At 58.9% G+C, this 26,985-nt stretch carries 21 protein-coding genes and 1 tRNA gene; 13 read left to right on the forward strand and 9 right to left on the reverse strand.

Translation table 11 applies throughout. From position 1 onward, the window contains the following. Positions 1 to 14: 14 nt before the first annotated feature. From tldD to csrD, 9 genes are all read right to left on the reverse strand, one after another. On the reverse strand, positions 15 to 1,460 hold the full coding sequence (gene tldD / locus QDT79_RS01860) for a metalloprotease TldD (RefSeq protein WP_130017711.1): 1,446 nt from the start codon (positions 1,458 to 1,460) through the stop codon (positions 15 to 17). Between the two features lie 7 nt (positions 1,461 to 1,467). Further along, positions 1,468 to 2,328, reverse strand: coding sequence for a deaminated glutathione amidase (nit1, locus tag QDT79_RS01865; protein WP_047729770.1), 861 nt, complete (start codon positions 2,326 to 2,328; stop codon positions 1,468 to 1,470). Continuing rightward, complete coding sequence (gene yhdP, locus QDT79_RS01870; protein ID WP_197816931.1) at positions 2,325 to 6,128, reverse strand: AsmA2 domain-containing protein YhdP; 3,804 nt, start codon at positions 6,126 to 6,128, stop codon at positions 2,325 to 2,327. The genes nit1 and yhdP overlap by 4 nt, the downstream gene beginning before the upstream one ends. 88 nt (positions 6,129 to 6,216) lie before the next feature. Beyond that, positions 6,217 to 7,686, reverse strand: a complete 1,470-nt coding sequence (gene rng / locus QDT79_RS01875) for a ribonuclease G (RefSeq protein WP_063988560.1) — start codon at positions 7,684 to 7,686, stop codon at positions 6,217 to 6,219. Positions 7,687 to 7,724: 38 nt separating this feature from the next. Beyond that, positions 7,725 to 8,309, reverse strand: coding sequence for a Maf family protein (locus tag QDT79_RS01880; protein WP_048321988.1), 585 nt, complete (start codon positions 8,307 to 8,309; stop codon positions 7,725 to 7,727). A gap of 10 nt (positions 8,310 to 8,319) precedes the next feature. Further along, entirely contained in the window at positions 8,320 to 8,808 is a 489-nt protein-coding gene (gene mreD / locus QDT79_RS01885) for a rod shape-determining protein MreD (RefSeq protein WP_004936918.1), read from the reverse strand. Then, a complete protein-coding gene (gene mreC, locus QDT79_RS01890) occupies positions 8,805 to 9,830 on the reverse strand; it encodes a rod shape-determining protein MreC (RefSeq protein ID WP_130017709.1) in 1,026 nt (341 codons plus the stop codon). The genes mreD and mreC overlap by 4 nt, the downstream gene beginning before the upstream one ends. A gap of 94 nt (positions 9,831 to 9,924) precedes the next feature. Next, positions 9,925 to 10,968 carry a rod shape-determining protein MreB gene (mreB, locus tag QDT79_RS01895; protein WP_003855260.1) on the reverse strand — a complete coding sequence of 348 codons (1,044 nt, stop codon included), beginning with the start codon at positions 10,966 to 10,968 and terminating at the stop codon, positions 9,925 to 9,927. 413 nt (positions 10,969 to 11,381) lie between these two features. Beyond that, positions 11,382 to 13,316, reverse strand: coding sequence for an RNase E specificity factor CsrD (gene csrD / locus QDT79_RS01900; protein WP_063988557.1), 1,935 nt, complete (start codon positions 13,314 to 13,316; stop codon positions 11,382 to 11,384). A gap of 204 nt (positions 13,317 to 13,520) precedes the next feature. Here csrD and acuI point away from each other — a divergent pair, with 204 nt between their 5' ends. From acuI to panF, 13 genes are all read left to right on the forward strand, one after another. After that, positions 13,521 to 14,498 carry an acrylyl-CoA reductase (NADPH) gene (acuI, locus tag QDT79_RS01905; protein ID WP_197816930.1) on the forward strand — a complete coding sequence of 326 codons (978 nt, stop codon included), beginning with the start codon at positions 13,521 to 13,523 and terminating at the stop codon, positions 14,496 to 14,498. A 155-nt stretch (positions 14,499 to 14,653) separates the two neighbouring features. Continuing rightward, complete coding sequence (gene msrP / locus QDT79_RS01910; protein ID WP_063988555.1) at positions 14,654 to 15,655, forward strand: protein-methionine-sulfoxide reductase catalytic subunit MsrP; 1,002 nt, start codon at positions 14,654 to 14,656, stop codon at positions 15,653 to 15,655. Continuing rightward, positions 15,656 to 16,255 (forward strand): protein-methionine-sulfoxide reductase heme-binding subunit MsrQ, encoded by a 600-nt coding sequence (gene msrQ / locus QDT79_RS01915; protein ID WP_016930241.1) that lies wholly within the window; start codon positions 15,656 to 15,658, stop codon positions 16,253 to 16,255. A gap of 287 nt (positions 16,256 to 16,542) precedes the next feature. Further along, positions 16,543 to 16,995, forward strand: a complete 453-nt coding sequence (gene aroQ, locus QDT79_RS01920) for a type II 3-dehydroquinate dehydratase (protein ID WP_004936891.1) — start codon at positions 16,543 to 16,545, stop codon at positions 16,993 to 16,995. Between the two features lie 32 nt (positions 16,996 to 17,027). Further along, the gene (accB, locus tag QDT79_RS01925) at positions 17,028 to 17,495 is read left to right on the forward strand and encodes an acetyl-CoA carboxylase biotin carboxyl carrier protein (protein WP_038879746.1); all 468 of its coding nucleotides are present in this window, start codon (positions 17,028 to 17,030) and stop codon (positions 17,493 to 17,495) included. Positions 17,496 to 17,507: 12 nt separating this feature from the next. Then, the gene (gene accC, locus QDT79_RS01930) at positions 17,508 to 18,857 is read left to right on the forward strand and encodes an acetyl-CoA carboxylase biotin carboxylase subunit (protein ID WP_004936886.1); all 1,350 of its coding nucleotides are present in this window, start codon (positions 17,508 to 17,510) and stop codon (positions 18,855 to 18,857) included. Between the two features lie 418 nt (positions 18,858 to 19,275). Further along, positions 19,276 to 20,343: a cupin domain-containing protein gene (locus QDT79_RS01935; RefSeq protein ID WP_028127541.1), complete on the forward strand. Its 1,068-nt coding sequence runs from the start codon at positions 19,276 to 19,278 to the stop codon at positions 20,341 to 20,343. A 25-nt stretch (positions 20,344 to 20,368) separates the two neighbouring features. Continuing rightward, complete coding sequence (locus QDT79_RS01940; RefSeq protein ID WP_197816928.1) at positions 20,369 to 21,322, forward strand: lactate/malate family dehydrogenase; 954 nt, start codon at positions 20,369 to 20,371, stop codon at positions 21,320 to 21,322. Continuing rightward, positions 21,322 to 23,553 (forward strand): coiled-coil domain-containing protein, encoded by a 2,232-nt coding sequence (locus QDT79_RS01945; protein WP_308316152.1) that lies wholly within the window; start codon positions 21,322 to 21,324, stop codon positions 23,551 to 23,553. The genes QDT79_RS01940 and QDT79_RS01945 overlap by 1 nt, the downstream gene beginning before the upstream one ends. 47 nt (positions 23,554 to 23,600) lie before the next feature. Further along, positions 23,601 to 24,806: an MDR family MFS transporter gene (locus QDT79_RS01950; RefSeq protein WP_107227103.1), complete on the forward strand. Its 1,206-nt coding sequence runs from the start codon at positions 23,601 to 23,603 to the stop codon at positions 24,804 to 24,806. A gap of 195 nt (positions 24,807 to 25,001) precedes the next feature. Beyond that, a tRNA-OTHER gene (locus QDT79_RS01955) sits at positions 25,002 to 25,078 on the forward strand. A 219-nt stretch (positions 25,079 to 25,297) separates the two neighbouring features. Beyond that, a complete protein-coding gene (locus QDT79_RS01960; RefSeq protein ID WP_004936865.1) occupies positions 25,298 to 25,540 on the forward strand; it encodes a YhdT family protein in 243 nt (80 codons plus the stop codon). Further along, the gene (gene panF, locus QDT79_RS01965) at positions 25,530 to 26,975 is read left to right on the forward strand and encodes a sodium/pantothenate symporter (protein WP_063988550.1); all 1,446 of its coding nucleotides are present in this window, start codon (positions 25,530 to 25,532) and stop codon (positions 26,973 to 26,975) included. The genes QDT79_RS01960 and panF overlap by 11 nt, the downstream gene beginning before the upstream one ends. The last annotated feature ends 10 nt before the right edge of the window (positions 26,976 to 26,985 follow it).

The following is a 26,985-nucleotide window of genomic DNA, read 5'->3' on the forward strand; positions in this document are numbered from 1 at the left end:
CCCTTGAGGAAAGATTACGCCGTGCCGCCGACGGTCAGCGTATCCAGTTTCAGCGTCGGCTGGCCAACGCCCACCGGCACGCTCTGGCCTTCCTTGCCACACACGCCCACGCCTTTATCAAGCGCCAGATCGTTGCCGACCATCGAGATCTGCTGCATCGCCTCGATGCCGGAGCCGATCAGCGTCGCCCCTTTCACCGGTTTGGTGATGCGGCCCTTCTCGATCAGGTAGGCTTCGGTGGTGGAGAACACGAACTTGCCGGAAGTGATGTCCACCTGGCCGCCGCCAAAGTTCGGCGCGTATAGGCCGTACTCAACGCTGGCGATGATCTCTTCCGGCGTCGATTGGCCCGCCAGCATGTAGGTGTTGGTCATGCGCGGCATCGGCAGATGTGCATAGGACTCGCGGCGGCCGTTGCCGGTCGGCGCGACGCCCATCAGCCGCGCGTTGAGCTTGTCCTGCATGTAGCCTTTCAGCACGCCGTTTTCGATCAGCACGTTGTACTGGCCCGGCACGCCTTCGTCGTCGATCGCCAGCGAGCCGCGGCGCCCTTGCAGGGTGCCATCATCCACCACGGTGCACAGCTCGGAAGCCACCAGCTCGCCCATATGGCCGCTGAACACCGAGGTGCCGCGCCGGTTGAAGTCGCCTTCCAGGCCATGGCCCACCGCCTCGTGCAGCAGTACGCCCGGCCAGCCGGCACCCAGCACCACCGGCATATTGCCGGCCGGCGCCGCTACCGCACCGAGATTGACCAGCGCCATGCGCACCGCTTCCTGGGCATAGACATCGGCACGCACGTCGCCGTCGACGCTTTCCAGGAAATAGTCGTAACCGAAACGGCCGCCGCCGCCGCTGGAGCCGCGCTCACGCTTGCCGTCCTGCTCCACCAGCACGCTGACGGAAAGGCGCACCAGCGGGCGAACGTCCGCCGCCAGCGTACCGTCGGTGGCGGCGACTAACACCTGCTCGTAAACGCCGGTGATGCTGGCGTTCACTTCCTGCACTCGCGCATCGGCGGCGCGCGCCACCTTGTCGACGCGGTGCAGCAGGGCGATTTTCTCTTCGCGCGGCAGGCTTTGCAGCGGATCAAGCAGCGGATACAGCGCCCGGTAACCGATCTCGCCCAGGGTGTGCGCCCGCCCGTCGCCCTGCTCACGCACGATGCTGCGCGCCGCCTGGGCGCTCTGCTGCAGCGCATTCAGGGTGATCTGATCGGCATAGGCGAAGCCGGTCTTCTCGCCGCTAACGGCGCGCACGCCGACGCCCTGGTCGATATTGTAAGAGCCATCCTTGATGATGCCGTCCTCGATCACCCAGGCTTCGTGATAGCTGGACTGGAAATAGAGATCGGCATAGTCGATACGGCGTTCTGCCAGTTGACCCAGTACCTGGTACAGGTCTTGATGACTCAGCTTGTTGGTAGCGAGTAACTGCTCACTGACAAACGTCAGACTCATAATGGTTTCACTCTTGATTGGAGGATAGCTTGTCAGACGGCGCCGTCAGCGACGTCTGGAATCGGTTGTGCTGCAATACCGGCATCTGTTGCCGCAAGGGCTGCAGGCTTGCGGTGTCCACGCGCACCTTCAGTGCCGCCACAGCGTCCGCGTTCTCGGCCAACACCTTGCCCCAGCCGTCGACAGCCAGCGAGTGGCCCCAGGTGCGGCGGGTCGGCCCGTGGCGCCCCACCTGCGCCGGCGCCAGGATCATGCACTGGTTTTCGATCGCCCGGGCGCGCAGCAGGATTTCCCAATGTGCCTCACCGGTGACCCGGGTAAAGGCCGCCGGCACCGAAATCAGTTCGGCGCCCTGCGCCCGCAGCGCCTGGAATAGCGCGGGGAAGCGCAGATCGTAGCATATGGTCATGCCCAAACGCCCGACCGGCGTATCCACCACCGTCAGGTGCTGCCCGTGCTGGTAGGTATCCGACTCGCGGTAATGGCCGTGCGCATCGTTGATGTCCACATCGAACATGTGCAGCTTGTCGTAGCGGGCGCGGATCTCGCCCTGCTCGTCGAACAACAGGCTGCTGGTGGTGATAAGCTCCGGATTTTCGCGGCTGATCAAGGGCATCGAGCCCACCAGCAACCACACGCCATAGCGGCGCGCCAGCTCGCGCACCGCGTTCTGCAGCGGGCCATCGCCCTGTTTTTCCGCCTGCTGGCGGTAGGCCGCAGAGTTGGCGAACAGCAGCGCGTTCTCCGGCGTCATGACCAGTTTTACCCCGGCATTGAGCTGCTTGATCTGCTGTTCAATCTGGGCCAGGTTATCGCGCACCTGATCGCCACTGCACAACTGCAACAACGCAACGTTAGCATTCCTCATGACGCCTTATCCTCCTTTGCCTTACGAAGTACCTCATTGATCTTCGGCTGATCGAGATCGCCGCTGATATGGTAACGAATCAGCGAAATCTTGCTCCACAGCGGCCCCAGCACCTGCGAGGCGGCAAATACCGCCGCGCCGACGATCGGGTTGACGACAAACGCCGTGGCCACGCCGACGGTCGCCGAAATCGCCGGCGCCACCACCGCCTCCATATCGATGCGGCGGCGCGCCAGATCGATCTGGCCACTCATGGCGATATCCGCCGCCAGGCCATCGATCAATAGATTATCAGTATGCATTATGCCATCTTTCAGCCAGGCGGTGCTGCGGATGGAATCAAAGTAGAAACCTTTGCCGAAGGTATCGCTGAAATCGAACTGCAGCTTGCGCAGCAGGGCGTCGAAGCTGACCAGCCGCAGCAGCTGACCGGCACGGCCGCCGCCCATGCTGTCGATCTCGCCCTTGCCCATCTTGACCTGCAGCGCGCCGCTCAGCGTATTGACCTGCGGCTGCCACGGCGCGCCGTGCCAATACAGATCGAAGTCCACGTCGTAAGGCGCACCTTTCAGCGGGATAGTGATGCCGAAGAAGGCGGCGGTTTCATCGATCTTGCCGCCGAGCAGCTTGCCTTTCAACGAGCTGCGTTCTTCCTGCGCGTTCTGCTTCCACAGGCCGGTGGCGCTCATGCGCCCTTTGCCGGTGTCGATCAAGCCGTGATCCAGCGTCAGGGTGTCCCCCCGATTGCTCAAATCCGCCTCGACCCTGCCGAGGTTCTGCCCCAGCACCCAGCACGACTTGCAGCGCAGCATCAGCGAAGGCCAGTCGCGGAAGGAAACTTTCTCCGCCGGCGGCGTCGGCGTGCCCGCCGCGTTTTTCGTCTCGGCGAACTGCGGGTTGTAATACAGGTAGTTGATATCGGCGCGCCACGGCCCGCGATCGGCCACCCGCAGGCTGCCGTCCACTTCATCGCTCTTGGCGCTCACCACGGTGGCACCCAGCTGTTTTTCGGCCGACAGCGTCAGCTTATGCCAGGCCTGGCCGCCCAACAGCAGCTGCGGCGTGGTCAGCGCCACGGTGGTGGGGAAGCTGAAACCGCCCACCTGACCGCTGCCGCCGCCCTGTTTCAGCGCCGGCGCCAACAGCGCCAGCCATTGCTCGCCGTCCAGCGCCGGCAGGTTCAGCGTCATCGACTTGCCGGCCGGCAGCGGCGGCGTGCCGCCACCGTTGGTTTGCCAGGCGGCGCGCGCCAGATTCACCTGTTTTTTGTCGAAGTTCCATTCGCTGTTGAAGCGGTTCTGCTTGCCCGCACTGCCGGCCAACATGAAGCCGTTAAGACCGCCTTTGACCTTGACGTTCACCGGCAACGCTTCACCCGGCGCCTTATCCAGCGGCGAAGGTAAGTGACTGCTCACTTTTTTCAAGTCTGCGTCAAGGCCGATATCGTAGCTGGCCGAGCCCTGATGCGGCAGCGTGATGGCCACCTGGCTCTGCCAGGGCGCACTGCCGCTGAGCGCATCGGCGGCCTCTTTCGGCAGGCCGGGGAACTTGCCCGGCTGCCAGTCGCCCTTCAGGCCGACGTTGACCTTGTAGTCACGCTCGCCTTCCTGGGTGGTGAAGTTGACCGCCACCGGCTGCCCGAACCAGGTGGCCGACAGCGGGTCGCTCTGCAGGTTGCCGTTGTCGAAGCGGAACTTGCCGCTGAGCTTTTGCAGTTCGCTGTCCAGCGGCTTGATCAGCAACGAGTTGTTGTTCAGCGCCACTTCGCCGGTGGCTCTGACCTGCTCGCCGTCCAGCGGGATATCGAGATGTAAGCGCCCACTGACATCACCGCCAATCTGCAGCTGATCCAGCGCCGCCCCGAGCGAATCGTGCAGCGGCGTCTGCATGAAGTAGTCATGCACGTCGCTGCCCGCACCCGCGACTTCGGCGTCGATCAGCAGCCGCTCTTTCAGGTAATCCGGTATCACCGCGCTGATATTTTTGCCCGCCACCTTGCCCAACCGGGTTTGCGGCGCATGCATCCACAATCCTTCGTTGGCGAAATCGAGATCGATCGCCAAATCGGTCAGCGCCGGCCAGCCCGGTTGGAACTGGAAGGTGGCATGACGCAGCGGTACGAAGACTTCGAACTGCCCTTCGTTTTTACGGTACGGGAAGTGCTGCGGATCGCCGGAATAAATCAGCGTGGCGTTATCCACCTGGCCGCCCTGAATGGCGCCGCTCAGGTAGTCCACCAGATGCTTGCCCATCAGCGGTTCCGGGAAATAGCGCCAGGCGTCGGCGCCGTCATACAGGCGGATGCCCGCCAGGATGTTCAGCCACGGATCGCCCTTGGCCGGCTGCTGATAGCGGAAATCGCCATTGACCCACAGCGACTTCGCCTTGACGTCCAGCCCCTGGCTCGCCAACTCCCAGCCTTGATCGTTGTAACGCCAGGTCAGTGCGCCGCGCGCGCTGCTGACTTCAAGCGGCGCACGGAACATATCGCCGTAAGGCAAGGTGCTGCCTGCCAGCCCCAGCGTCAGGCGGCCGTTCTCCACCCCGCCGCTCAACGCGCCGGAGAAGTGGTTGACGCCGGGCAGCAGTTCCCAATGCTGCCAGCTGACATCACGCCACAGCGCCTGAAAACGGCTCTTTTCCGGCTGCTTCAGCGGAATGTCCAGCGCCAAGGCTTCCATCGTCCCCTGCGGCTGCAGATCGTTCCAGCGATCGAGCACGTCCGGGCTGAGGAACGAGAAGGTCGGCAGCAGCGCCGACAGACGCTCCAGCTGAAGGTGGGTCGCGCGCACCCGCAGCTCTTCATTCTGCGCCGGCCCCATGAATTTGGTGTTTTCCGGCAACCACAGCGCGGAAAGCGCGCCCTGCGGCCAGGCCTGACCGTCAGTGCTCAACCGCAGCTGCGGCACATCGAGCTGCCAACCGGTGCCCTGGCGGCGTAGCGACAGCGCCAGATTGTCCACGTCCAGCCGGTGCTGCGCGGTGCCAGTATCCCAGTTGGCCGCCCCCTGCTTGAGCAACGCATGGCCGCCGGCAATCTCGCCGTTTTGCACCTGCAGCCAGGCCGCCAGGCTGAAGTCGGCGCTTTCCAGCCCGGTGTTGGCGCGCAGCCAGCGGGTAAACCAGGGCTTCATGTCGATGTTATCGGCCTGCAGGTAGACCGTGCCGGTGTCCAGCAGGCCCTGATTATCGCGCAGGTCCATGCGCAGCTGCACCACGCCGTGTTGGCCGTTCAGCGTCGACAGGCTGATCTGCCCCTCGGCGCGGTGGCGATCGCGGCCGTTGAGCCAGGTCAGCTGAGGAATGTCGAATTCGGCGCGCGCGCCGGCGGGCGTCAGGAACGAGATACGACTGTCGCGTAAATCGAAGTGGTCGAGCTGGCGCAGCATCAGATCGCTGATTTTACCCGGCTCAAGGCCGTCGCCCTGCCGGTCTCCGCCCAGCGTGGCGTTCAGATCGAGGCGGAATTGATAGAAGGTCAGATCGCGGAACTGCCAGCGCCAGTGCAGCAGCGATTGCCACACGTCCAGCGCCAGCGTCACGCGTTCGATATGCACATCGCTTTTGGGCAGCGTGGCGCTCAGGTTGCGCATTTCAAGCTGTGGGCCAAACGTTTCCCAACTGCCCTGCACGAAGTCCATTCGCACGGGCACGCCGGACAGCTTCTCCACCTGCGCCAGCAGTTGGGGACGGTAGTCGTTCAGCTTCGGCAGCATCAGGCGCAGCCCGCTGATCAGCAGCGCCACAATCACAATTAGGGTGGCGCCTGTTGCTAACAGAATCCCAGGCAGTCGCCTCACGCAGTTCTCCTTGCTCCGCTGCCTGGCAACGGGAATATCTATGCACTGACGGGCCCGGCGTGCCGGGCCCTTACCGATGTCGGGCGGGCTACATCATGACGACGTCGAACTGCTCCTGGCTGTACAACGGTTCGATCTGCACCTTCACCTGTTTGCCGACGAAGATCTCCACTTCGGCCAGCGCATGCGACTCTTCGCTCTTCAGCGCTTCGCCGACCGCCGCCGAAGCGTACACCAGGAAGCGATCGGAATCGTAAGCATGGTGCACGCGCACAATCTCGCGCAAGATCTCGTAGCACACGGTTTCCACCGTTTTCACGGTGCCGCGCCCATTGCAAGTAGGACAATCGTGGCAGAGCACATGTTCAATGCTTTCACGCGTTCGTTTACGCGTCATTTCAACTAAGCCTAGCTGAGAGAAGCCGTTGATCGTGGTTTTTACCCGATCTTTACTCAACGCCTGCTCCAGCGAGTGCAGCACCCGGCGGCGATGCTCTTCGTTGTTCATATCGATAAAGTCGATGATGATGATGCCGCCCAGGTTGCGCAGCCGCAGCTGGCGCGCGATGGCCTGCGTCGCCTCGATGTTGGTATTGAAGATGGTTTCGTCGAGGTTGCGGTGGCCGACGAAGGCGCCGGTGTTGATGTCGACCGTGGTCATCGCCTCGGTTTGATCGATGATCAGATAGCCGCCGGACTTCAGCTCCACCTTGCGTTCCAGCGCGCGCTGGATCTCGTTTTCCACATCATACAGATCGAAAATCGGCTGGCTACCGGTATAGAGCTCGAGCTTGTTGGTAATGTCCGGGATGTACTCGCCGGTAAACTCCACCAGCAGATCGTGGGTCAGTCGCGAATCGACGCGGATGCGATCCAGCGCCGCACCGGCGAAATCACGCAAGATGCGCTGCGCCAGCGCCAGCTCGCCGTACAGCTTGTATTTGGTCTGGTTGCGCTTCTTGCGCTCCATCACCTTCGTCCACAGGCGTTTGAGGAACGCGGCGTCCTGCGCCAGCTCTTCCTCGCCGATACCTTCCGCCGCGGTGCGGATGATAAAGCCGCCCAGCTCGTCGCAGTGCGGCGCAACGATGGATTTCAGGCGCTCGCGCTCGGCTTCGCTTTCAATGCGCTGCGAAACGCCGACGTGCGCCGCGCCCGGCATGAAGACCAGATAGCGCGAAGGCAGCGTGATGTCGGTGGTCAGGCGCGCGCCCTTGGTGCCAAGCGGATCTTTCACCACCTGCACCATCAGATCTTGCCCCTGTCGCACCAGCTCGGCGATGTCGCGCACGTGGAAGTTTTTCCGCTCGTCGCCGGCGACGCATTCGGTATGCGGCATGATGTCGGAGGCGTGCAGGAAGGCGGCCTTGTCCAGGCCGATGTCGACGAACGCCGCCTGCATGCCCGGCAGAACGCGGCTGACGCGTCCTTTATAGATATTGCCGACGATGCCGCGTTTGGATTCGCGTTCGATATGGATCTCTTGCAGAATGCCGCCATCGATATAGGCGACCCGCGTTTCAGACGGTGTGATATTAACCAGTAGCTCAGCTGTCATGCCTTCTCCTCAGAGCCGGTCGATAATGGCAGCGCCCATCAACCGGTTCTTACATCACGTAATGCGACAAAATTACTGAGCAGCTCATGTGTTTCGACCAGCGGCAGACCGACCACCGCGTGATAACTCCCGGTTATCGTTCTGACGAAACAACCACCCTTTCCTTGAATTCCATAGGCGCCCGCCTTATCCATCGGTTCGCCCGTAGCAATATAGTCGCGGATATCCTGTTGTGACAGGCTGCGGAACGTCACGTCGGTCACCACCAGTTGGCAACGCACGTCGTGGCGATCGGCGATCGCCACCGCCGTCATCACCTGATGCTGCTTGCCGGACAGGGCCGCCAGCATTTCGGCCGCATGGGCTTCGTCGCGCGGCTTCTCCAGCACCCGGCCGTTGAGCACCACGATGGTGTCGGCGCCCAGCACCGGCCGATCCTCCTGCGCCAGCGCTACGCCCGCTTTGGCTTTGTCCTGAGCCAGGCGGCGCACATAGGCTTCCGCGGCTTCGCCTTCCCGGCGCTGCTCTTCGGTATGCGTCAGCAGAATGTCGAACGACACGCCCAGCAGGGTCAGCAGTTCACGTCGACGTGGGGAGCCGGAGGCCAGATAAAGCGAAGTCATTGATATATCCTTACTGTACGGCGAACTGACGGCGGATTTTACGCATCAACAGGAATAACCACGGCCACAAAATGCCGTTTACCACACTACTCCAGAACACCTCTGGGCGGAAAGAGACGTTGATCACTAAAAACTCAGCCCAGAACACCACCACGTCCATCGACAGCGACAGCAGCACGACGATCAGCGCCTGTTGCCACAGCGCCATATTGCGGAACAGTTGGAATTTGAACGCCACCAGATAAGCGATGATGCCCAGCGCCAGCGCGCGCACGCCCAGCGTGGAGCCGAGGATCAGATCCATGATCAGCCCCAGCACGAAGCCGGTACCGACGTTGACCCGATGCGGCAAGGCCATCACCCAGTAGATCAGGATTAGCACCAGCCAGGAAGGCCGGAACATGTAGATCTGCTCCGGCCACGGCATGATTTGCAGCACCAACGCCACCAGGAACGACAGCCAGATTATCCAACGCCCGTGGCTGCGATAGCTGTTCATTGCACCACTCCCGCCGCGGCAGGCTTAACCTGGGGCTGAGCAGACGCTGGAGCGACGGTTTGCGGCGCCACGCCGGTGGCCGGAGCCGGCAGTTGCGGCCCGACGGAGCCGGCAGGCGGCAGCACCTGCGGCATCATCTGCATCAGGCGTTCATTGGCCACGCGGTGCACTTCGTCCGGCGGCAGCGGCATGTCGCCGTTGCGATCGGCGCCCCACAGCAGCAACAGGTAGCGCAAGCGCTGCAGACCGGCGGTCGGCCGCGCCTGAATCACGGTGTAAGCGCGCTGGTTGTCGACCTTGACCGAGGAGACCACCGCCACTGGATACCCTTCCGGGAAGCGGCCGCCAAGGCCGGAGGTGACCAGCACGTCGCCAACGCGGATGTCGGTGTTGTTCGGCAGATGCTCCAGTTGCAGATCGTCGGCGCAGCCGCTGCCCGCGGCGATCACCCGAATATCGTTGCGCAGCACTTGGATCGGCAGCGCATGCGAGGCGTCGCAGATCAGCAGCACGCGGCTGGTGACTTTCGCCACCGCCACCACCTGACCGACCACACCCTTGTCGCTGATCACCGGCTGGCCTTCATAGACGCCGTTGTCCGACCCTTTGTCGATCACCACCTGATCGCTGTAAGGATCGGAACCGGTGGAGATCACCTGGGTGACCATCTTGTGTTCGTCCTGGCGCAGCGGAGAACCCAGCAGCTCGCGCAAGCGGGCGTTTTCCTGCTTGAATTGGCCAAGAAGAAGAATATCGCTGTTTTTCAGCAGCAGTTCCTGCCGCAGAGCGCGGTTTTCCAGCTCCAGCTGTTGGCGGGTGGCCAGCGTTTCTGACACGCTGTCCAAAACTTTACGCGGCCCGTTGGCCAGAAAATAGAAAGGGCTGACTGCGGTGTCCATGTAGTTGCGTATCTTCACGAACGTGCCGAGCCGGCTGTCGGCAACGATCAGGCCAATGGCCGCAATCACCGCCAAAAAAAGTCGCAGTTGCAGGGAAGGCCCCCTGCTAAAAATCGGCTTCATAAATTATGCGAGTTCCTCGACAACAGAAAGAGGAACCGTACCCGATTCTCGCTGTGCGCATTCATCCGATACGATTCCTCCTTCCAGGGGCTGACTATTCTTCGCTGAACAAATCGCCGCCGTGCATGTCGATCATTTCCAACGCCTTGCCGCCGCCGCGCGCCACGCAGGTCAGCGGGTCTTCCGCCACCACGACCGGAATGCCGGTTTCTTCCATCAGCAGGCGATCGAGGTTGCGCAGCAGCGCGCCGCCGCCGGTCAATACCATGCCGCGTTCGGAAATGTCGGAGGCCAATTCTGGCGGGCACTGCTCCAGCGCAACCATCACCGCGCTGACGATGCCGGTCAGTGGCTCTTGCAGGGCTTCGAGGATTTCATTGGAGTTCAGGGTAAAGCCGCGCGGTACGCCTTCGGCCAGGTTACGGCCGCGGACTTCAATTTCGCGCACTTCGTCGCCCGGATAGGCAGAACCGATTTCGTGCTTGATGCGCTCGGCGGTGGCTTCGCCGATCAGCGAGCCGTAGTTGCGGCGCACGTAATTGATGATGGCTTCATCGAAGCGATCGCCGCCGATGCGCACGGAAGAGGAGTACACCACGCCGTTCAGCGAGATCACCGCCACTTCAGTGGTACCGCCACCGATATCCACCACCATGGAACCGGTCGCTTCGGAGACCGGCAGACCTGCGCCGATCGCCGCCGCCATCGGCTCTTCAATCAGGAACACTTCACGCGCGCCGGCCCCTTGGGCGGACTCACGGATAGCGCGGCGTTCAACCTGGGTCGCGCCGACCGGCACACAGACCAGCACGCGCGGGCTTGGGCGCATGAAACTGTTGCTGTGAACCTGTTTGATAAAGTGCTGCAGCATTTTTTCGGTCACGAAGAAGTCGGCGATCACGCCGTCTTTCATCGGGCGAATAGCCGCGATGTTGCCGGGGGTGCGGCCCAGCATCTGTTTGGCGTCATGACCGACGGCCGCAACGCTCTTTGGGGAGCCGGCACGATCCTGACGAATGGCAACCACCGAAGGTTCATTCAGTACGATGCCTTGCCCTTTAACATAAATCAGGGTATTGGCGGTACCCAAGTCGATGGACAAGTCGTTGGAAAACATGCCACGAAATTTCTTAAACATAACGAAAGGATAATCCTGCAAGCTGGGGGCGGAAAATAAAATCCGCCTACTTTACCAACCACACGAAGCAGCGACAAGGCGCAAAAACGTTCTACTTCGGTGAAAAATAGTCTGTATTGTTTCTGCTCGAATGCACGGAAATTGGATGAGGCCTGAATTCCCTGAACAAAGGCTCAGTTTACCACCCTGTCAACGCACGAAACGGCGTAACACAGCTCATAAAATCTAACATATTCCCTGATTGCCGCCGATGGTAAGCACCTACCAACGTCAACCAGATAAAAGCTGACAAGAGCCTATCTCAAATAGGCGTCGTTGTCGCAGGCAGATTGGAGAAAACTCCAAAATGACGGGTGACATAGCCCAGATGGATCCGGCGCTCATTCTACGTCAATTTTTGTCCGGCAATCAGCTTAAACGCGATAACGACGTGAATATTTTTTACGCCCCGCGTCGATCGGTTCCGGCGGCGCGAAAAAGTCGCCCTGCCCGCCGTGGATCCCACGATCTTTCAGCGTCTGCCACTCGTTGCGCGTGCGTACGCCGGCGGCGAACACCTGCGCGCGCGTGCCCGCGCAGGCGCCGGTCAGGCTCTGCACGAACAGCTGATTTTCGTCCCGCTTATCGATACTCCGCACCAGCCCCGGGTGGAGCTTGACGATCTCCACCTGCAGCGACTTGATATAGGACGTACTGACCACGGTTAAACCCGCTTTGGACACCGCGAGGCGGCAGCCCAGCCCTGACAGCAACCTCAGCACCGGACGCAAACGGTCGATATGTTGACACACATCTGCCTCTGCAAGTTCAATCAGAATTCGCCTACGCTGACTTTTTTCGCACTGCAACAGCGTATCGCGCAGCCAGCGCTGGAAAGAGCGCTGCAAAATCGAGTCCACGCACAGCGGGAACGCCAGCGTTTCTTCGGGCCACTGCGCCAGCAAGGGGATGACGCGGCTCACCTGTTGGCGATCGTAACTCTCCGCCAAGCCGAGCTGCTGCACCAGCGGCATATATTCCGCCGGCAGCAATTCCTGGGTGCCATCATAGATCCGACTCATGATCTCGCGATGATGTACCTCGCCTCCCACGGTCACCGCCGGTTTCTGATACAGCCGCGGGCCGCCGCGCGCCAGCACCTGTTCCAGCAGCGTGCGCCATTTGACGCTGCCGCGCCCCTTTTCCGGCACCTGGCTGTCGTACACATACCAACCGTTTTCGCCCTGCAGCGTAGCGTGGCGCGTCGCCTGCTCCGCATAATCGATCACCTGCTCGGTAGTTTGACCGCTGCGGTACGCCACGATGCCGATGTGCAGGAAGGCCTCGCGATCGATCAGCGCCGTGGAAGGCAAGGCATCGATGGCATTGACCAGCTGTGACGCGATGCCATCGGCCTCCTTCAGGGTTCGATGCGGCAACAACACGGTAAAATCGCTGTGGAAATAGCGCGCCAGCAGCGCCGACGGGTAGCGCATCACGAAGGTAGACAGCAGGTTGACCAGCGAATACATCAGCTCCTGCACCGCCACGCTGCCGTGCGTCTCGCGCAGGGTCTCGAAATCGGGCAGCCGCACCATCATCACGATGCCGTGCGAGCCTTCGTCTTCCAGCTGAGTGGTCAATTGGTTATCGAAGAACAGGCGGTTATTCAGCCCGGTTTTGGCGTCCTGCGCGGCGAAGGCGCGGATCAGCGTATCGACCCGGCTGCGCTCTTCCCGCGCTTCCGCCAGATCGGCCAGCAGGCGGTCGAGCGCGCCGCTGACGTTGGCCGGCCACTCACGCACGTCGCCCTGCATGACGTTTTCACGCTCGCCGTTCAGAATGCGCCGCGCGCGGCGTTCCAGGCGATCTTCACCGTCGGCCTGCTCACGCAGCCAGCGCAGGCTGAACAGCAAAACCACCACCATCACGACGATCGACAGCGTGACGGCGGCGGTGGATTGCAACGTGCGCACGTCGCTGGCGAAGGGATCGCGATAGGTAATGTGCAGCGTGCTGCCCGGATGCTGCAACAGGGGACGCGAGACCTGACGATAGCCGTTCAGCGCATCCCAGTGCTCTTTTTTGACCGTCGGTAATTTATAGTCGAGCAGTTGGCTGGTACCGGCCTCTATGCGGATCGACACGATGCCGAGCGTGCGCATGACGATCGGCAACCATTTCTCCTGTTCCTGCGGCGGCTCGCTCAGCATGGCTTGATCGAGAGTGGTGACCAGCGAATCCAAGCGGCGCTCCTGGCGATCCTGGGTAACGTAAAAGAAGCTGTATGAGCATCCCATCAGCATCAAAAACATCGCCAGCGCGACCAACAGAGTGATCAATGCAGAGAGTTTGGTGGTAAATCGCATCCCTGTGCCTTGTCCGCTATGGTTAAGTGAGTGTTCACCCTTTAGCTAAAAGGGGCCGTCCAACCCTAACAAGCCTTGCCGAGGAATTAAACCTGCAAGCGCCGTTTTTGTCCTTTATCAGGACTTGGGCCGCTTATTATGCATATAGTCAAATAAATGTGATTCAGCCATTGATAGAAAAGTGTAAACGAGAGGAAGAGTGACATGCGTGCACTGTTATTGGAACAACAAGACGACCAAACTCTGGCTCATATCAAAGATATCGGCAGCGATAGCTTGCCGGAAGGCGATGTTACCGTCGACATCAACTGGTCGAGCCTGAACTATAAAGATGCGCTGGCGATCACCGGCAAAGGCAAGATCGTGCGCAACTTCCCGATGGTGCCGGGCATCGACTTCGCCGGCACCGTGCGCCACAGCCGCGACGATCGCTTCAAAGAGGGGCAAAGCGTGGTGCTCACCGGCTGGGGCGTGGGCGAACACCACTGGGGCGGCCTGGCCGAGCAGGCGCGCGTCTCCGGCGAATGGCTGGTGCCGCTGCCGAACGGCCTGGATGAGCGCAAGGCAATGATCATCGGCACCGCCGGCTTTACCGCCATGTTGTGCGTGATGGCGCTGGAGGAAGGCGGCGTGCATCCGGACGACGGCGATATTCTGGTGACCGGCGCCAGCGGCGGCGTGGGCAGCACCGCCATCGCCCTGCTGACGGCGCTGGGTTACCGGGTGACCGCCATCAGCGGCCGCGACAGCAATACCGAGTACCTGAAAGCGCTCGGCGCCAAAGAGGTGATGTCGCGCGATGGCTATATCGACACGCCGCGCCCGCTGGAGAAGCAGCTGTGGGCCGGCGCGGTGGACACCGTCGGCGACAAGCTGCTGGCGCGGGTGCTGGCGCAGATGAACTATAACGGCACCGTCGCCGCCTGCGGCCTGGCGGGCGGTTATCAGCTGCCGACCACCGTGATGCCGTTCATTCTGCGCAACGTGCGCCTGCAGGGCGTGGACTCGGTGCATACGCCGCTGCACCGCCGCCAAACCGCCTGGGAACGGCTGGCCGGCATTCTGCCGGACAGCTTCTATCAGCAGGCCACGCACGAAATCGCCCTCGAGCAAGCGCCGGCCACCGCCGCCGCGCTGCTGAACAACCAAATCACCGGCCGCACCCTGGTGAAAATCCGCTGATCTTTCCCCCCGGCGACGGGGGGATCGCTCGCTTCTGCGAAATTTCATATTTTCCCGCGTCCCCTCGCTTCCGGCCGGCTTTAGCGCCATGCTTATTTCATGGAGACCCGTTAGCCGCTCGCAGGCGGCGGGAATCAGTCGCGGAGAGCATAAGCATGAACAAACACCCGAAATTGACCGAAGCCGACGTCACGCCGGAGAGCGTGTTTCACCAGCGGCGCAAAGTGCTGCAGGCGCTCGGCATCACCGCCGCTACGCTGGCGCTGCCTACCAGTGCGCGGGCGGACCTGCTGTCGTGGTTCAAAGGCAACGATCGCCCCAAGGCGCCGCCGGGCAAAGCGCTGGCATTCAGCAAACCGGCCGCCTGGCAGGCGCAGCTGGCGATGACGCCGGAAGACAAGGTCACCGGCTACAACAACTTCTATGAATTCGGCCTCGACAAAGCCGATCCGGCCGCCAACGCCGGCGGGCTGAAAACCGAAGGCTGGAAAGTGCGCATCGACGGCGAAGTGGCAAAGCCGATAACGCTGGATATCGACGATCTGATGAAGCGTTTCCCGCTGGAACAGCGCATTTACCGCATGCGCTGCGTCGAAGCCTGGTCGATGGTGGTGCCGTGGATCGGTTTCGAACTGGGCAAGCTTATCAAGCTGGCCGAACCGAACAGCAACGCGCGCTACGTGGCCTTCCAGACGCTGTACGATCCGGAGCAGATGCCCGGCCAGAAAGATCGCTTTATCGGCGGCGGCCTGAAATATCCCTACGTCGAAGGGCTGCGGCTGGACGAGGCGATGCATCCGCTGGCACTGCTGACCGTCGGCGTGTACGGCAAAACCCTGCCGCCGCAAAACGGCGCGCCGCTGCGGCTGATCACGCCGTGGAAATACGGCTTCAAAGGCATCAAATCGATCGTGCATATCCGTTTGGTGCGCGATCAGCCGCCGACCACCTGGAACCAATCCGCGCCGAACGAGTACGGTTTTTACGCCAACGTGAACCCGCACGTCGATCATCCGCGCTGGTCGCAGGCCACCGAGCGCTTCATCGGCTCCGGCGGCATTCTCGACGTCAAACGCCAACCGACGCTGCTGTTCAATGGCTATGCCGATCAGGTGGCTTCGCTGTATCACGGCATGGATCTGCGGGAGAATTTCTAAGTGCGCCTGACGCCTGTTCATATCAAATGGCTGAAAGCCGCCCTGCATCTGGCGGCGTTTCTGCCCTTTCTCTGGCTGGTGCTGGCGGTGGATCAAGGCTGGTTCAGCGCCGATCCGTCCAAGGACATTCAGCATTTTACCGGCAGAATGACGCTGAAACTGCTGCTGGCCACGCTGGCTATCGCCCCGCTGGCGCGCTACGCCCGCCAGCCGCTGCTGATCCGCTGCCGCCGTCTGGTGGGGCTGTGGTGCTTTGCCTGGGGCACGCTGCACCTGATAAGCTACTCCACGCTGGAGCTGGGGCTGAGCAATCTCGGCCTGCTGGGCAGCGAGCTGGTGAACCGCCCTTATCTGACGCTCGGCATCCTCACCTGGCTGATCCTGCTGGCGTTGGCGGCCACCTCGACGCTGTGGGCGATGCGCAAACTGGGCGCCAAATGGCAAACATTGCACAACTTCGTCTATCTGGCGGCGATCCTCGCCCCCATCCACTACCTGTGGTCGGTCAAAACGTTTTCCCCCCAGCCGTTCATTTACGCGCTGCTGGCGGTGGCGCTGTTGGGCCTGCGCTACAAGAAATTCCGCGCCTGGTGGCGCTGAATCGCGCGGCGGCGCGTGTTATTGTCGCGGAAAAACACACGCCGCCGGCCGGAACTTTTTCTGTGTTCCAGCGCTCATATTTCTGTCACGGATCCCCAAGTTCGTCGATTTGGGGTTGAATATCTTCGCTGATAAGACCAGTATTTAGCTGCGAATTGCTACGATATCGTTATAATGCCCGACCTTGTTTCTGTTCTCAGGGTGAATTTGCCCCTTAACAGGTGACAAATCGATAACATCGGGTTATTTTCTACGATGATGGTTTTATTGCCGGAGATACCAGCACAATGGCGGATAAGTTTCACATTTTGCTTCTGAACGGCCCCAATCTCAATCTGCTGGGGACGCGTGAGCCGGAGAAGTACGGCAGCACGACGCTGACAGAGATTGTTAACGGATTGGAAAACCAGGCATCCGCATTGGATATTACCCTGAGCCATCTGCAATCCAACGCCGAGCATCAGCTGATCGATCGCATTCATCAGGCGCGCGGCAACACCGATTTCATTCTGATAAACCCGGCGGCGTTCACGCATACCAGCGTGGCGCTGCGCGATGCGTTGCTGGCGGTGCAGATCCCGTTCATCGAGATCCACCTGTCCAACGTGCACGCCCGCGAACCTTTCCGCCATCACTCTTATCTCTCGGACGTAGCGGTAGGCGTGATTTGCGGCCTCGGCGCGGATGGCTACGCTTTCGCTTTACAGGCAGCGGTTAACCGTCTGTCGAAAACCCACTAATTGCTCCACAAAAAGAGTACGGAATCACACTCATGGATATTCGTAAAATCAAGAAACTGATCGAACTGGTTGAAGAATCAGGCATTTCTGAACTGGAAATCTCTGAAGGCGAAGAATCGGTTCGCATCAGCCGTGCCGCACCGGCGCAGGCTTACCCCGTCATGCAGCAGGCCTACGCGATGCCGGCGCAGCAGCAGCCGGCCCTGGCTGCCGCCGTTGCCACCGCACCTGCGGCAGAAACCCCTGCGGCACCGGCGGCCATGAGTGGCCATGTCGTTCGTTCTCCAATGGTAGGCACCTTCTACCGCACCCCAAGCCCGGACGCGAAAGCCTTCGTGGAAGTGGGCCAGAAAGTGAACGCCGGCGATACCCTGTGCATCGTTGAAGCCATGAAAATGATGAACCAGATCGAAGCCGACAAGTCCGGCGTCGTGAAAGCTATCCTGGTGGAAAACGGCCAGCCGGTCGAATATGACGAGCCGCTGGTCGTCATCGAATAACGAGGCGCCCCCATGCTTGATAAAATTGTTATCGCCAACCGCGGCGAGATCGCGCTTCGCATCCTGCGTGCCTGTAAAGAACTGGGCATCAAGACCGTTGCGGTTCACTCCGCGGCCGACCGCGATCTGAAACACGTGCTGCTGGCCGACGAGACCGTCTGCATCGGTCCTGCGCCATCGGTAAAAAGCTATCTGAACATCCCGGCCATCATCTCGGCGGCGGAAATCACCGGCGCCGTAGCGATCCACCCGGGCTACGGCTTCCTGTCCGAGAACGCCGACTTCGCCGAGCAGGTTGAACGCTCCGGCTTCATCTTCATCGGCCCGAAAGCCGAAACCATCCGCCTGATGGGCGACAAGGTTTCCGCGATCAACGCCATGAAGAAAGCCGGCGTGCCTTGCGTACCTGGCTCTGACGGCCCGCTGACCGACGACATGGATAAAAACCGTGCCTTCGCCAAGCGCATCGGTTACCCGGTGATCATCAAGGCGTCCGGCGGCGGCGGCGGTCGCGGCATGCGCGTCGTGCGCAGCGACAAAGACCTTGAGCAGTCCATCAACATGACGAAAGCGGAAGCCAAAGCGGCTTTCAACAACGACATGGTGTACATGGAAAAATACCTGGAGAATCCGCGCCACATCGAGATTCAGGTATTGGCCGACGGCCAGGGCAACGCCATCTATCTGGCCGAACGCGACTGCTCCATGCAGCGCCGCCACCAGAAAGTGGTAGAAGAAGCGCCGGCACCAGGCATCACCAGCGAAATGCGCCGTTACATCGGCGAGCGCTGCTCGAAAGCCTGCGTGGAAATCGGCTACCGCGGTGCGGGCACCTTCGAGTTCCTGTATGAAAACGGCGAGTTCTATTTCATCGAAATGAACACCCGTATTCAGGTAGAGCACCCGGTTACCGAAATGATCACCGGCGTGGATCTGATCAAAGAGCAGCTGCGCATCGCTGCCGGTCAGCCGCTGTCGATCAAACAGGAAGAAGTGAAGATCCACGGCCACGCGGTAGAATGCCGTATCAACGCCGAAGATCCGAACACCTTCCTGCCGAGCCCGGGCAAGATCACCCGCTTCCACGCGCCAGGCGGTTTCGGCGTGCGTTGGGAATCTCATATCTACGCCGGTTACACCGTACCGCCGTACTATGACTCCATGATCGGCAAACTGATCACCTTCGGCGAAAACCGTGACGTGGCGATTGCCCGCATGAAAAACGCCCTGGCTGAACTGATCATCGACGGCATCAAAACCAACGTTGAGCTGCAGCAGAAAATCATGAACGACGAAAACTTCCAGCACGGTGGCACCAACATTCACTATCTGGAGAAGAAGCTGGGTCTGCAGGAAACCTAAGCAGGTACGCAGCATCGTCTGACGAAAGGCCGGTTAATCACCGGCCTTTTTCTTTGCTCGCGCCCGCCTGATTTTTTCGTTCAACCGCGCAAAATAGAATCAAACCTTCACAGATAACTTTATCTTCACATTTATCGAGCCCCCCACTCGCCTCACCACACAAAACATAACAAACTGTTTTTAAACAAAAAATAATGAACCCGTAGCTTAAAAATAAATATTATCAAGGAAAAAACCCAATCCCTCGCATTTTCACACGCCATAAGCTTTAACAAAATTAACGTATTAATTACAAAGCTTGACCCCGATCACATCCGCTCGGTGATAGCCCGTGCTATTGTCGCCGTCGATCGAATGCAGCGCGCTCTTTTTCTCTTTTTATTTATCCTTTTTATTGACTTAGATGAGTAATGTCTTAATGAGCCATGTAACTGAATACGACCGTAAGCCCGTGTTTTCCCAGTACCACCGTGCTGACATGGAAACCATAAAAAGCATTAAGGAAAACGGGATTGAGAAGCTTTTGGGCGAAGTGAAGAATTTCCGCGCCAATGAGGAAATGAACCGCTTTATTCCCGAACAGGCACGCCTGGCAGTAAGCTGGGTGCGTCTGGCGAAAAACGAAAAGCTGGATGTGCATGTTCATCCAATATCTTCGCTGTATATCATTTGTGAAGGGGAAGCGATCCTGCTGGGAGACGGCGTTGACCGCCGGGCCGTTCCAGGCGATGTTATCTGCATTCCGCCAGGCGCGGATCACGGCTTCATCGGCGCGGGCGACAACGGCTACTGGGGGCTGTCAATCCAGTTTGAGGAGCGCGGGCTCTATGAAGATCCAAGCAAGCCACTGGTGACTTTCGATCAAGATCCCTACGCTTACTACCATCAGCTTAAAGCGCATAACGCCCGCTACATCGAGCGCTACCAGGACAACAAGATCTTTACCGCATTCGCCAAGGATAAAACCTTCTCCGAGGCGAAAAAATCCTTGTTCCTGGACTACCTGCAGATCCTGTCCGATCAGTTCCAAAAAATGGTGCTGCTGCGTAGCGCACTGTGTGAAGACGTTCGCTTCTCACGTTTCTTCAGTGAGCATCTGAAAGAAGAATTCGGCCATGACGAGGTGCTGCGCAACAGCCGCGACAACCTCCAAGTTCGCGAAGACGCGATCTTTGAAGCACTGTGCATCTGGTTCAACCACCAGATGATCACGCTGGATAATCTGGAACAGGCTATCCTGGTGCACTTTGTCATCGAAGGTTCGGCTTTCGTTTTCTATAACAACATCAAACACGTGTTCGATCCGAGCAAACAGAACCATTTCGAGGATCACTCCGAATTCGATGGCGATCATCAGGAAGTGGATAAAGCGTTCTTCAAGGGGATGACCGAAGAACAATTCCAGCGTGTCAAAGCCGTACTCGATAAAGGGTGGAGTATGGTTGAGAAGCAGTATGCAAGACTGGCCGAACTGATCGAAGCATAAGCCGGGCAGGTCATCAGGAGCGGTCATGAAAATTGTTTTATTGGGATTCGGCGGCATTGGGCAAGAGACGCTAAACGCGCTGTTAAGTACGACCGAGCGACGTGGCAGCGTCAATGAAGTCGTGATCATCTGCCGAAATACCGAAAAGTATTCAGCCGTTTGCGAAGATATTCTTGATGGCCTGCTGGCGGAAGCGCTCTTCTCACGCCATAACCGAACGTCTTTACCCAAGATTGTTGTGACGGATGACTACCGCCACATCGACGGGGCTGACGTGATCCTCTGTTGCTATGGCGTGCCTTCAACCTTTCCGATGCATGACCGCCAGGCGTTGCTGGACGATCACGTACGGCTCAGCGAGGCCATTTTTAGCCGAGCCAAACCCTTCATTGCTCCCGGTTGTCACATCATCAATGCGGTCAATCCGGTGGATAGCATCAGCTATTACATCGATAAAATCCTGCTCGACTCTCGCTGCCGGGTGATAGGTATCGGCGCCGCGCACAACACCGCCAGGCTGCTGAAAAGCATCTGCCGCATTTCCGGGATCGACATGCAGCGCATCGACGCGCGTAGCCTGACGGTCTGCGGCGAGCACGGCGCCGGATTGGTGCCCTTGCTCAGCCAGGTAACAACCGACGAGGGGCCGCTGAACCAGGTACTTTCGGCACAGGCGCTGGCGCAAATCGTCACCGATACCCGCAATCAAGGGTTGGACATATTTCACAAAATGCGGCGCCCTCCTAAATATGGCCCGGCCGCCTCCATTCTTATCTTGCTTGAGCGCATCATCCAACGGGACGAAACCCCCTGCTGTGGTTCGGTCTGGCTGCCGGAACTGGGCGTGTTCATGTCCTGGCCGCTGGCTCTGCGCGACGACGTCTTTACGCCGCTGCCGCTGATGCCCAATCAGGATGAACAACAACAAATCCACCAGGCGGCGCTCAAGTTAAAAAACATCATCCAAGGTTTTAGCTGATGACGACCGATCAAACCAGACAGATTTTCCGCGATCTCTACATGCCGTTACGCCCTGAGTATCGCTTTCTTTCGCCACTGTACGGGGTGATCTGGTGCCACAACGAACTCGCGGAAAAGTATTACCGTTTTCTTGGCGCCGATCACCCGATCGGCCAGGTGGCGCGCGCGTTGTTCTACCGCACTGACCTGGTCGAGTTTGACGTAAGCAAAGAGGTGAAGAACCCGTTCACCTGGTTTTCCCCCGCCACCCTTGCACGGCTGGTGGCTTTCATGAGCAGCCGGCGTTTCACCGACAATGATATCGCCTCGTTATATCAGCATGTACGAGATGAAACGGACTTTCACGATGCCATTGAGCAGCAACATCGGCTTTCTGTGCAAATACGCCGGCTGTGCGACAGCGTGCTGCAACAATTCGAGGACACAAAAGCGCAGATCGCCGCCGCGGAGAGCGAAGCGCTCGCCTTAGGCGCTCAGTTGAAAACGCAGGAAAAAGCGCTGAACCAGATCCTGCAACAGGCGGAAAACGCCGTTAAAGCGCAGCAGGCGCCGATCCAACAATGTCGAGCCGCGATCGCCGCGCTAAAAACCGGTAAAAAAGCGCTGGGCAAAAGCGCTGCGGAGAATAAAGAGGCGCAACTGTTGGCGCTCAATGCCGAAATCGCCGAGCTGGAAGCACGCGTGAATGCGGCGCAGCAAGAAGCCGTGCAGCAAGCCGGCCTGTTCCCCGCCTGGCAAAACGCGCTGGCCGCCGTCGAACATGCCCGCCAGCAAAAAGATGAAGCCACCTTGCGCGCCAGCATGCTGGCGGAACATTTTACCGAAAGCACCGTCGAACGGCTGCAAACCGAGGGATTCAGCGCCGACTTCATCGCATTGCATCTGCCTTTCAACAAGTATCACCGCTATCTGCCGCGACGTGTGCAGGATTACGTCGGTATCCACTGCGCAGATCGCGACAGCTTGCTGGCCGAGTTGCACAACTTATGTCGTTTACTGATCGCGGCCAGCCGCACCGCCGGGCACGACAGGGAGGTGTTTCATTTGCTCAACGCGGCGCTGTGGCTGAAATGCAAGGGTAACTTCGGCAAATTGACCGCCTACATGCAGCAACTGCGGGAGCTGAGCGGGGAGCTGTTCGGCGAAACGGCGACGGGCGAGACGCACTTCCCCGATCGCTGCCATGACTATTACGATCGCGAAGTGTACGGCCGCTATTTTCCGCCGCTGTGCATCACCAAAACCTGCCGCCCCGCGCCGGATTCTGACGTCTCGTTCTCAGATTGCGGGGAGAGTTCGCTGCGCAACTTCATCAATGTCCTGGTGAAAAACCAAGCAAGCGCGCAGCTTGACGCCGGAATACTCAAACGCAGTGGCCTGGCTGTCGATCCGCGCGTCATCGCGTTCTATGAAAAAAACCCTCGTTTGGAAACGATCAGAAGCCAGGAAGTACATAACCAGTGGGCTGAGATTGCCTCATCACTCAATGCGCGCGACAGCCGAATCAAATACCTGACGCCAGGCAAAGACGCCTATTGCGAGTTGGCCGCCGGCGGTAACAACATGCAGCATATGCTGCAAGCGCTATTGGGCGAAGCTGATATCACCACCATTTGCCGCCGAATCGCCTCCTCTTCCGGAATCGATATTCGTTGCGATCTCAGCGAATTCCACCCGGAACGGCACGATCTGGAAGACTTCACCAACGTTGTTCGCCTTGAATTCGACGGCAAATATGTCTTTCACTGGTATTTCCTCAAACAGCATTTCCGCTGCGCTTCGGCAGATCTGTTCAACGAAGAGGAAAATTATGTACGCCAGGCACTCGCCATGCTGAATGACGAGATGAAACAGGGCCGTCTGAATCGCGACCAGTTCCGCGCGCTGCTCAGTTTCCATCTGAAAGAGAAGCCCGTGGCGCAAGTCAAAATGATATTCGACAGCCTTGGCGCTATTCTCGTCGGAGATGAAATGACGTTCTTGATGTTGGGTAAATTGAACTCCGTCGATTCCATGTTCGAATACTGCATGAACGTTCTGGCAATTCCAACGCTGGCGCATAGCACGCCAGTCTCGGCGACTGTCGCCGCGATTATTCAAGGCATCAGCCCGCATCCGGTTATCTTCGATCAGCGGAAAAATCTCATCGCGAGGATTAGAGAAGCCGGGGTGACGCCGTTACTCTCTCTGGCTAACCGATGGGAAAAGGAAAGTTTGGAAAAGGTGTAATACACTCGGTTCAACAGACGACGAGCAACATTTAAGGAGAAACCGCCTTGAGGTCAACATTCATCCCTTATTTCCCAAAAGAAATATGGGTTATCTTTATCGGGACGTTTTTGACGCGCGCCTGCTTTTTCATGATTTGGCCATTCATTACCATTCTCATGAGAAATAACTACGCGATGACTCCGGTGGAAATCGGCGTCATGATGAGCGTATCACTTATCGTGTCTATTTCTTTCGGCTATCTCTTCGGTGGCGCATCAGACAAATATGGCCGTCGCACGTTGATTATTCTCGGTGCAATTGCCGCTATCATTTCATTTAGCGTACTTGCGTTGGCCAACTCACCGGCGTGGTATTTTGTCGGTATTTTACTCAATGGCATTTCGCGCTCATTGATCGAACCCGCCAGCAAAGCGGTGATCGGCGATATTCTCCATGACAGGCAAGAGCGAGAACGCGCGTTGAACATTCGCTACTTCCTGATGAACGTGGGCGCAGCCGTAGGCCCATTAGTGGGTGTCGCTCTCGGGCTGACGGCGCAGAAGGCCACCTTCTTCGTCACCGCATTGTCGTTCCTTTGCTATTTGCTGCTGGTGCTCGCGGTATTCAAAGCGGGGCACGGTAAAGAAACGCGCAACGCCACCTTCTCGTTCATTGGCTCTTTGCGGATTATCTGGAACGATCAGGCGTTCAAGGTTTTGGTTGTCGCCAACATTTTGGTGATGCTGGTCTACGGGCAGATCGACGTGACGCTGCCGCAATACCTCATGATCAGCCAGGTGCACAACCCCGAATACCTGCTCAGCGTGCTGATATTCATCAATGCAGCTACGGTGATAACGCTGCAGTATTTCACCGAGCGCTTTACCCGTCGCATGTCATTGGCACTGAAAACCAGCCTGGGCGTGTTCTTTCTCGCGCTTTCACAAATTGTCTTCCTGCTGGTTTCCAGTGAAAGCTGGGTGCTGTGGTTGGTCGCCATGTTCCTGCTCAGCCTCGGCGAAGTCATCCTGTTCCCTACGCTCAATATACAAATTGATCGTATGGCGCCGTCTAACCTAAAAGGGGCTTACTTCGGCGCCGCCACGTTTTACGAATTTGGCCTGGCGCTCGCCCCTTTTGTCGGCGGTTTGCTGTTAAAACAAGGTGGCGGTGGCGCCCTGTATGCCGTGATGTTCTTTTTGTGCATCGGCGTCATCGTTCTTTATACTATTTCAGAAAGAATATCTGAGAAAAGAACGATAACCGCGTGACATTGTTAATCCGCTAATTAACGCCGCCCTTGTTTAAGCGTATTAACGGGGCGGCTTTATCGTGATATTAATCACAGTAAATAAATAGCGAAGGATATGCAGATTATTATTTAACCGAACGATTTATTTAATAGCAAAAAATAAAAAAATCTATTTACATGAATGATTAGGAGATGTTATAAATTTGTTTATTGCAGGCGTGTAGCTCAGTGGTAGAGCGCTGTGTCATACTTCACAGAGGTCACCTGGTTCGATTCCGGTTGCGCCAACCAATATAAAACCCATTCCTTTCCCATTCTCTTTAATTATTTTTCAATCGAAATAAACCGGCAACAGTTTATATATTTACCCCCCTCTTTTCTTTCCATCACCCCGTTGCGTTCACCGGAAAGGTGAATAATTTATTAGCCAAACGCCGCATATTCCGTACAATCCTGTTCCTTCATCTGTTCTTGTCACAAGCCATCATCGTAAACCTATGGGGGACACTGATGGACAAACGTTTTATTCAGGCGCACCGCGAAGCGCGCTGGGCGCTGGGGCTGACGCTGCTCTACCTGTTGGCCTGGGGACTGGCGGCCTACCTGCCGGACAGCGCTATCGGCGTCACCGGCCTGCCGCACTGGTTCGAAATGGCCTGCTTACTGGTACCACTGCTGTTCATCGGCCTGTGCTGGCTGATGGTACGCACGGTGTTCCGCGACATTTCGCTGGAGGACCGCGATGCAAACTGAAGTGATCCTGCCGCTGATCGCCTACCTGCTGCTGGTGTTCGGCCTGTCGGTGTACGCCTACAGCCGCCGCCAGAGCGGGAATTTCCTCAGCGAATACTTCCTCGGCAACCGCTCGATGGGCGGCTTTGTGCTGGCGATGACCCTGACCGCCACCTACATCAGCGCCAGTTCGTTTATCGGCGGCCCCGGCGCCGCCTACAAATACGGCCTGGGCTGGGTGCTGCTGGCGATGATCCAGCTGCCGGCGGTGTGGCTGTCGCTCGGCGTGCTGGGCAAGAAATTCGCCATCCTGGCGCGGCGCTACAACGCCATCACTCTCAATGACATGCTGTATGGCCGCTACCAAAGCCGCCTGCTGGTGTGGCTGGCCAGCCTCAGCCTGCTGGTGGCGTTCCTCGGCGCCATGACGGTGCAGTTCATCGGCGGCGCCCGCCTGCTGGAGACCGCCGCCGGCATTCCTTACGACACCGGCCTGCTGATCTTCGGCATCAGCATTGCGCTGTACACCGCCTTCGGCGGCTTCCGCGCCAGCGTGCTGAACGACGCCATGCAGGGGCTGGTGATGCTGCTCGGCACCGTGCTGCTGCTGGTGGCGGTGATCCACGCCGCCGGCGGGCTGGACAGCGCGGTGAACAAACTGCAGCAGATCGACCCGGCGCTGGTGTCGCCGCAGGGCGGCGATCAGATCCTCAGCCTGCCGTTTATGGCGTCGTTCTGGATCCTGGTGTGCTTCGGGGTGATTGGCCTGCCGCACACCGCCGTGCGCTGCATTTCTTACAAAGACAGCAAGGCGGTGCATCGCGGCATTCTGCTCGGCACCGTGGTGGTGGCGGTGCTGATGTTCGGCATGCACCTGGCCGGCGCGCTCGGCCGCGCGGTGTTGCCGGATCTCAAGATCCCCGATCAGGTGATCCCGACGCTGATGATCACCGTGTTGCCGCCGTACGCCGCCGGGATCTTTTTGGCGGCGCCGATGGCGGCGATCATGTCGACCATCAATGCCCAACTGCTGCAATCTTCCGCCACCATCATCAAGGATCTCTACCTGGGCGTACGCCCACAGCAGATCCACAACGAGCGGCTGATCAAGCGCTTCTCCAGCCTGACCACGCTGATCCTCGGTCTGCTGGTGCTGCTGGCGGCCTGGCGGCCGCCTGAGATGATCATCTGGCTCAACCTGCTGGCTTTCGGCGGGCTGGAGGCGGTCTTCCTGTGGCCACTGGTGCTGGGCCTGTATTGGGAACGCGCCAATGCTCAGGGAGCGCTTAGCTCAATGCTGTCGGGTGCGGTATGCTATACGCTATTGGCCAGCTTCAACCTGCAACCGGCGGGGCTGCACCCTATCGTGCCTTCGCTGTTGCTCAGCCTGTTGGCGTTTTATCTCGGTAACGTCGTCGGCGAAAAGCGCCGGGCGGCGTCATCATTACCCTCTTGAAGAGAATTGC

This window comes from Serratia marcescens (assembly GCF_029846115.1).
GTDB classification, from domain to species: domain Bacteria; phylum Pseudomonadota; class Gammaproteobacteria; order Enterobacterales; family Enterobacteriaceae; genus Serratia; species Serratia marcescens_L.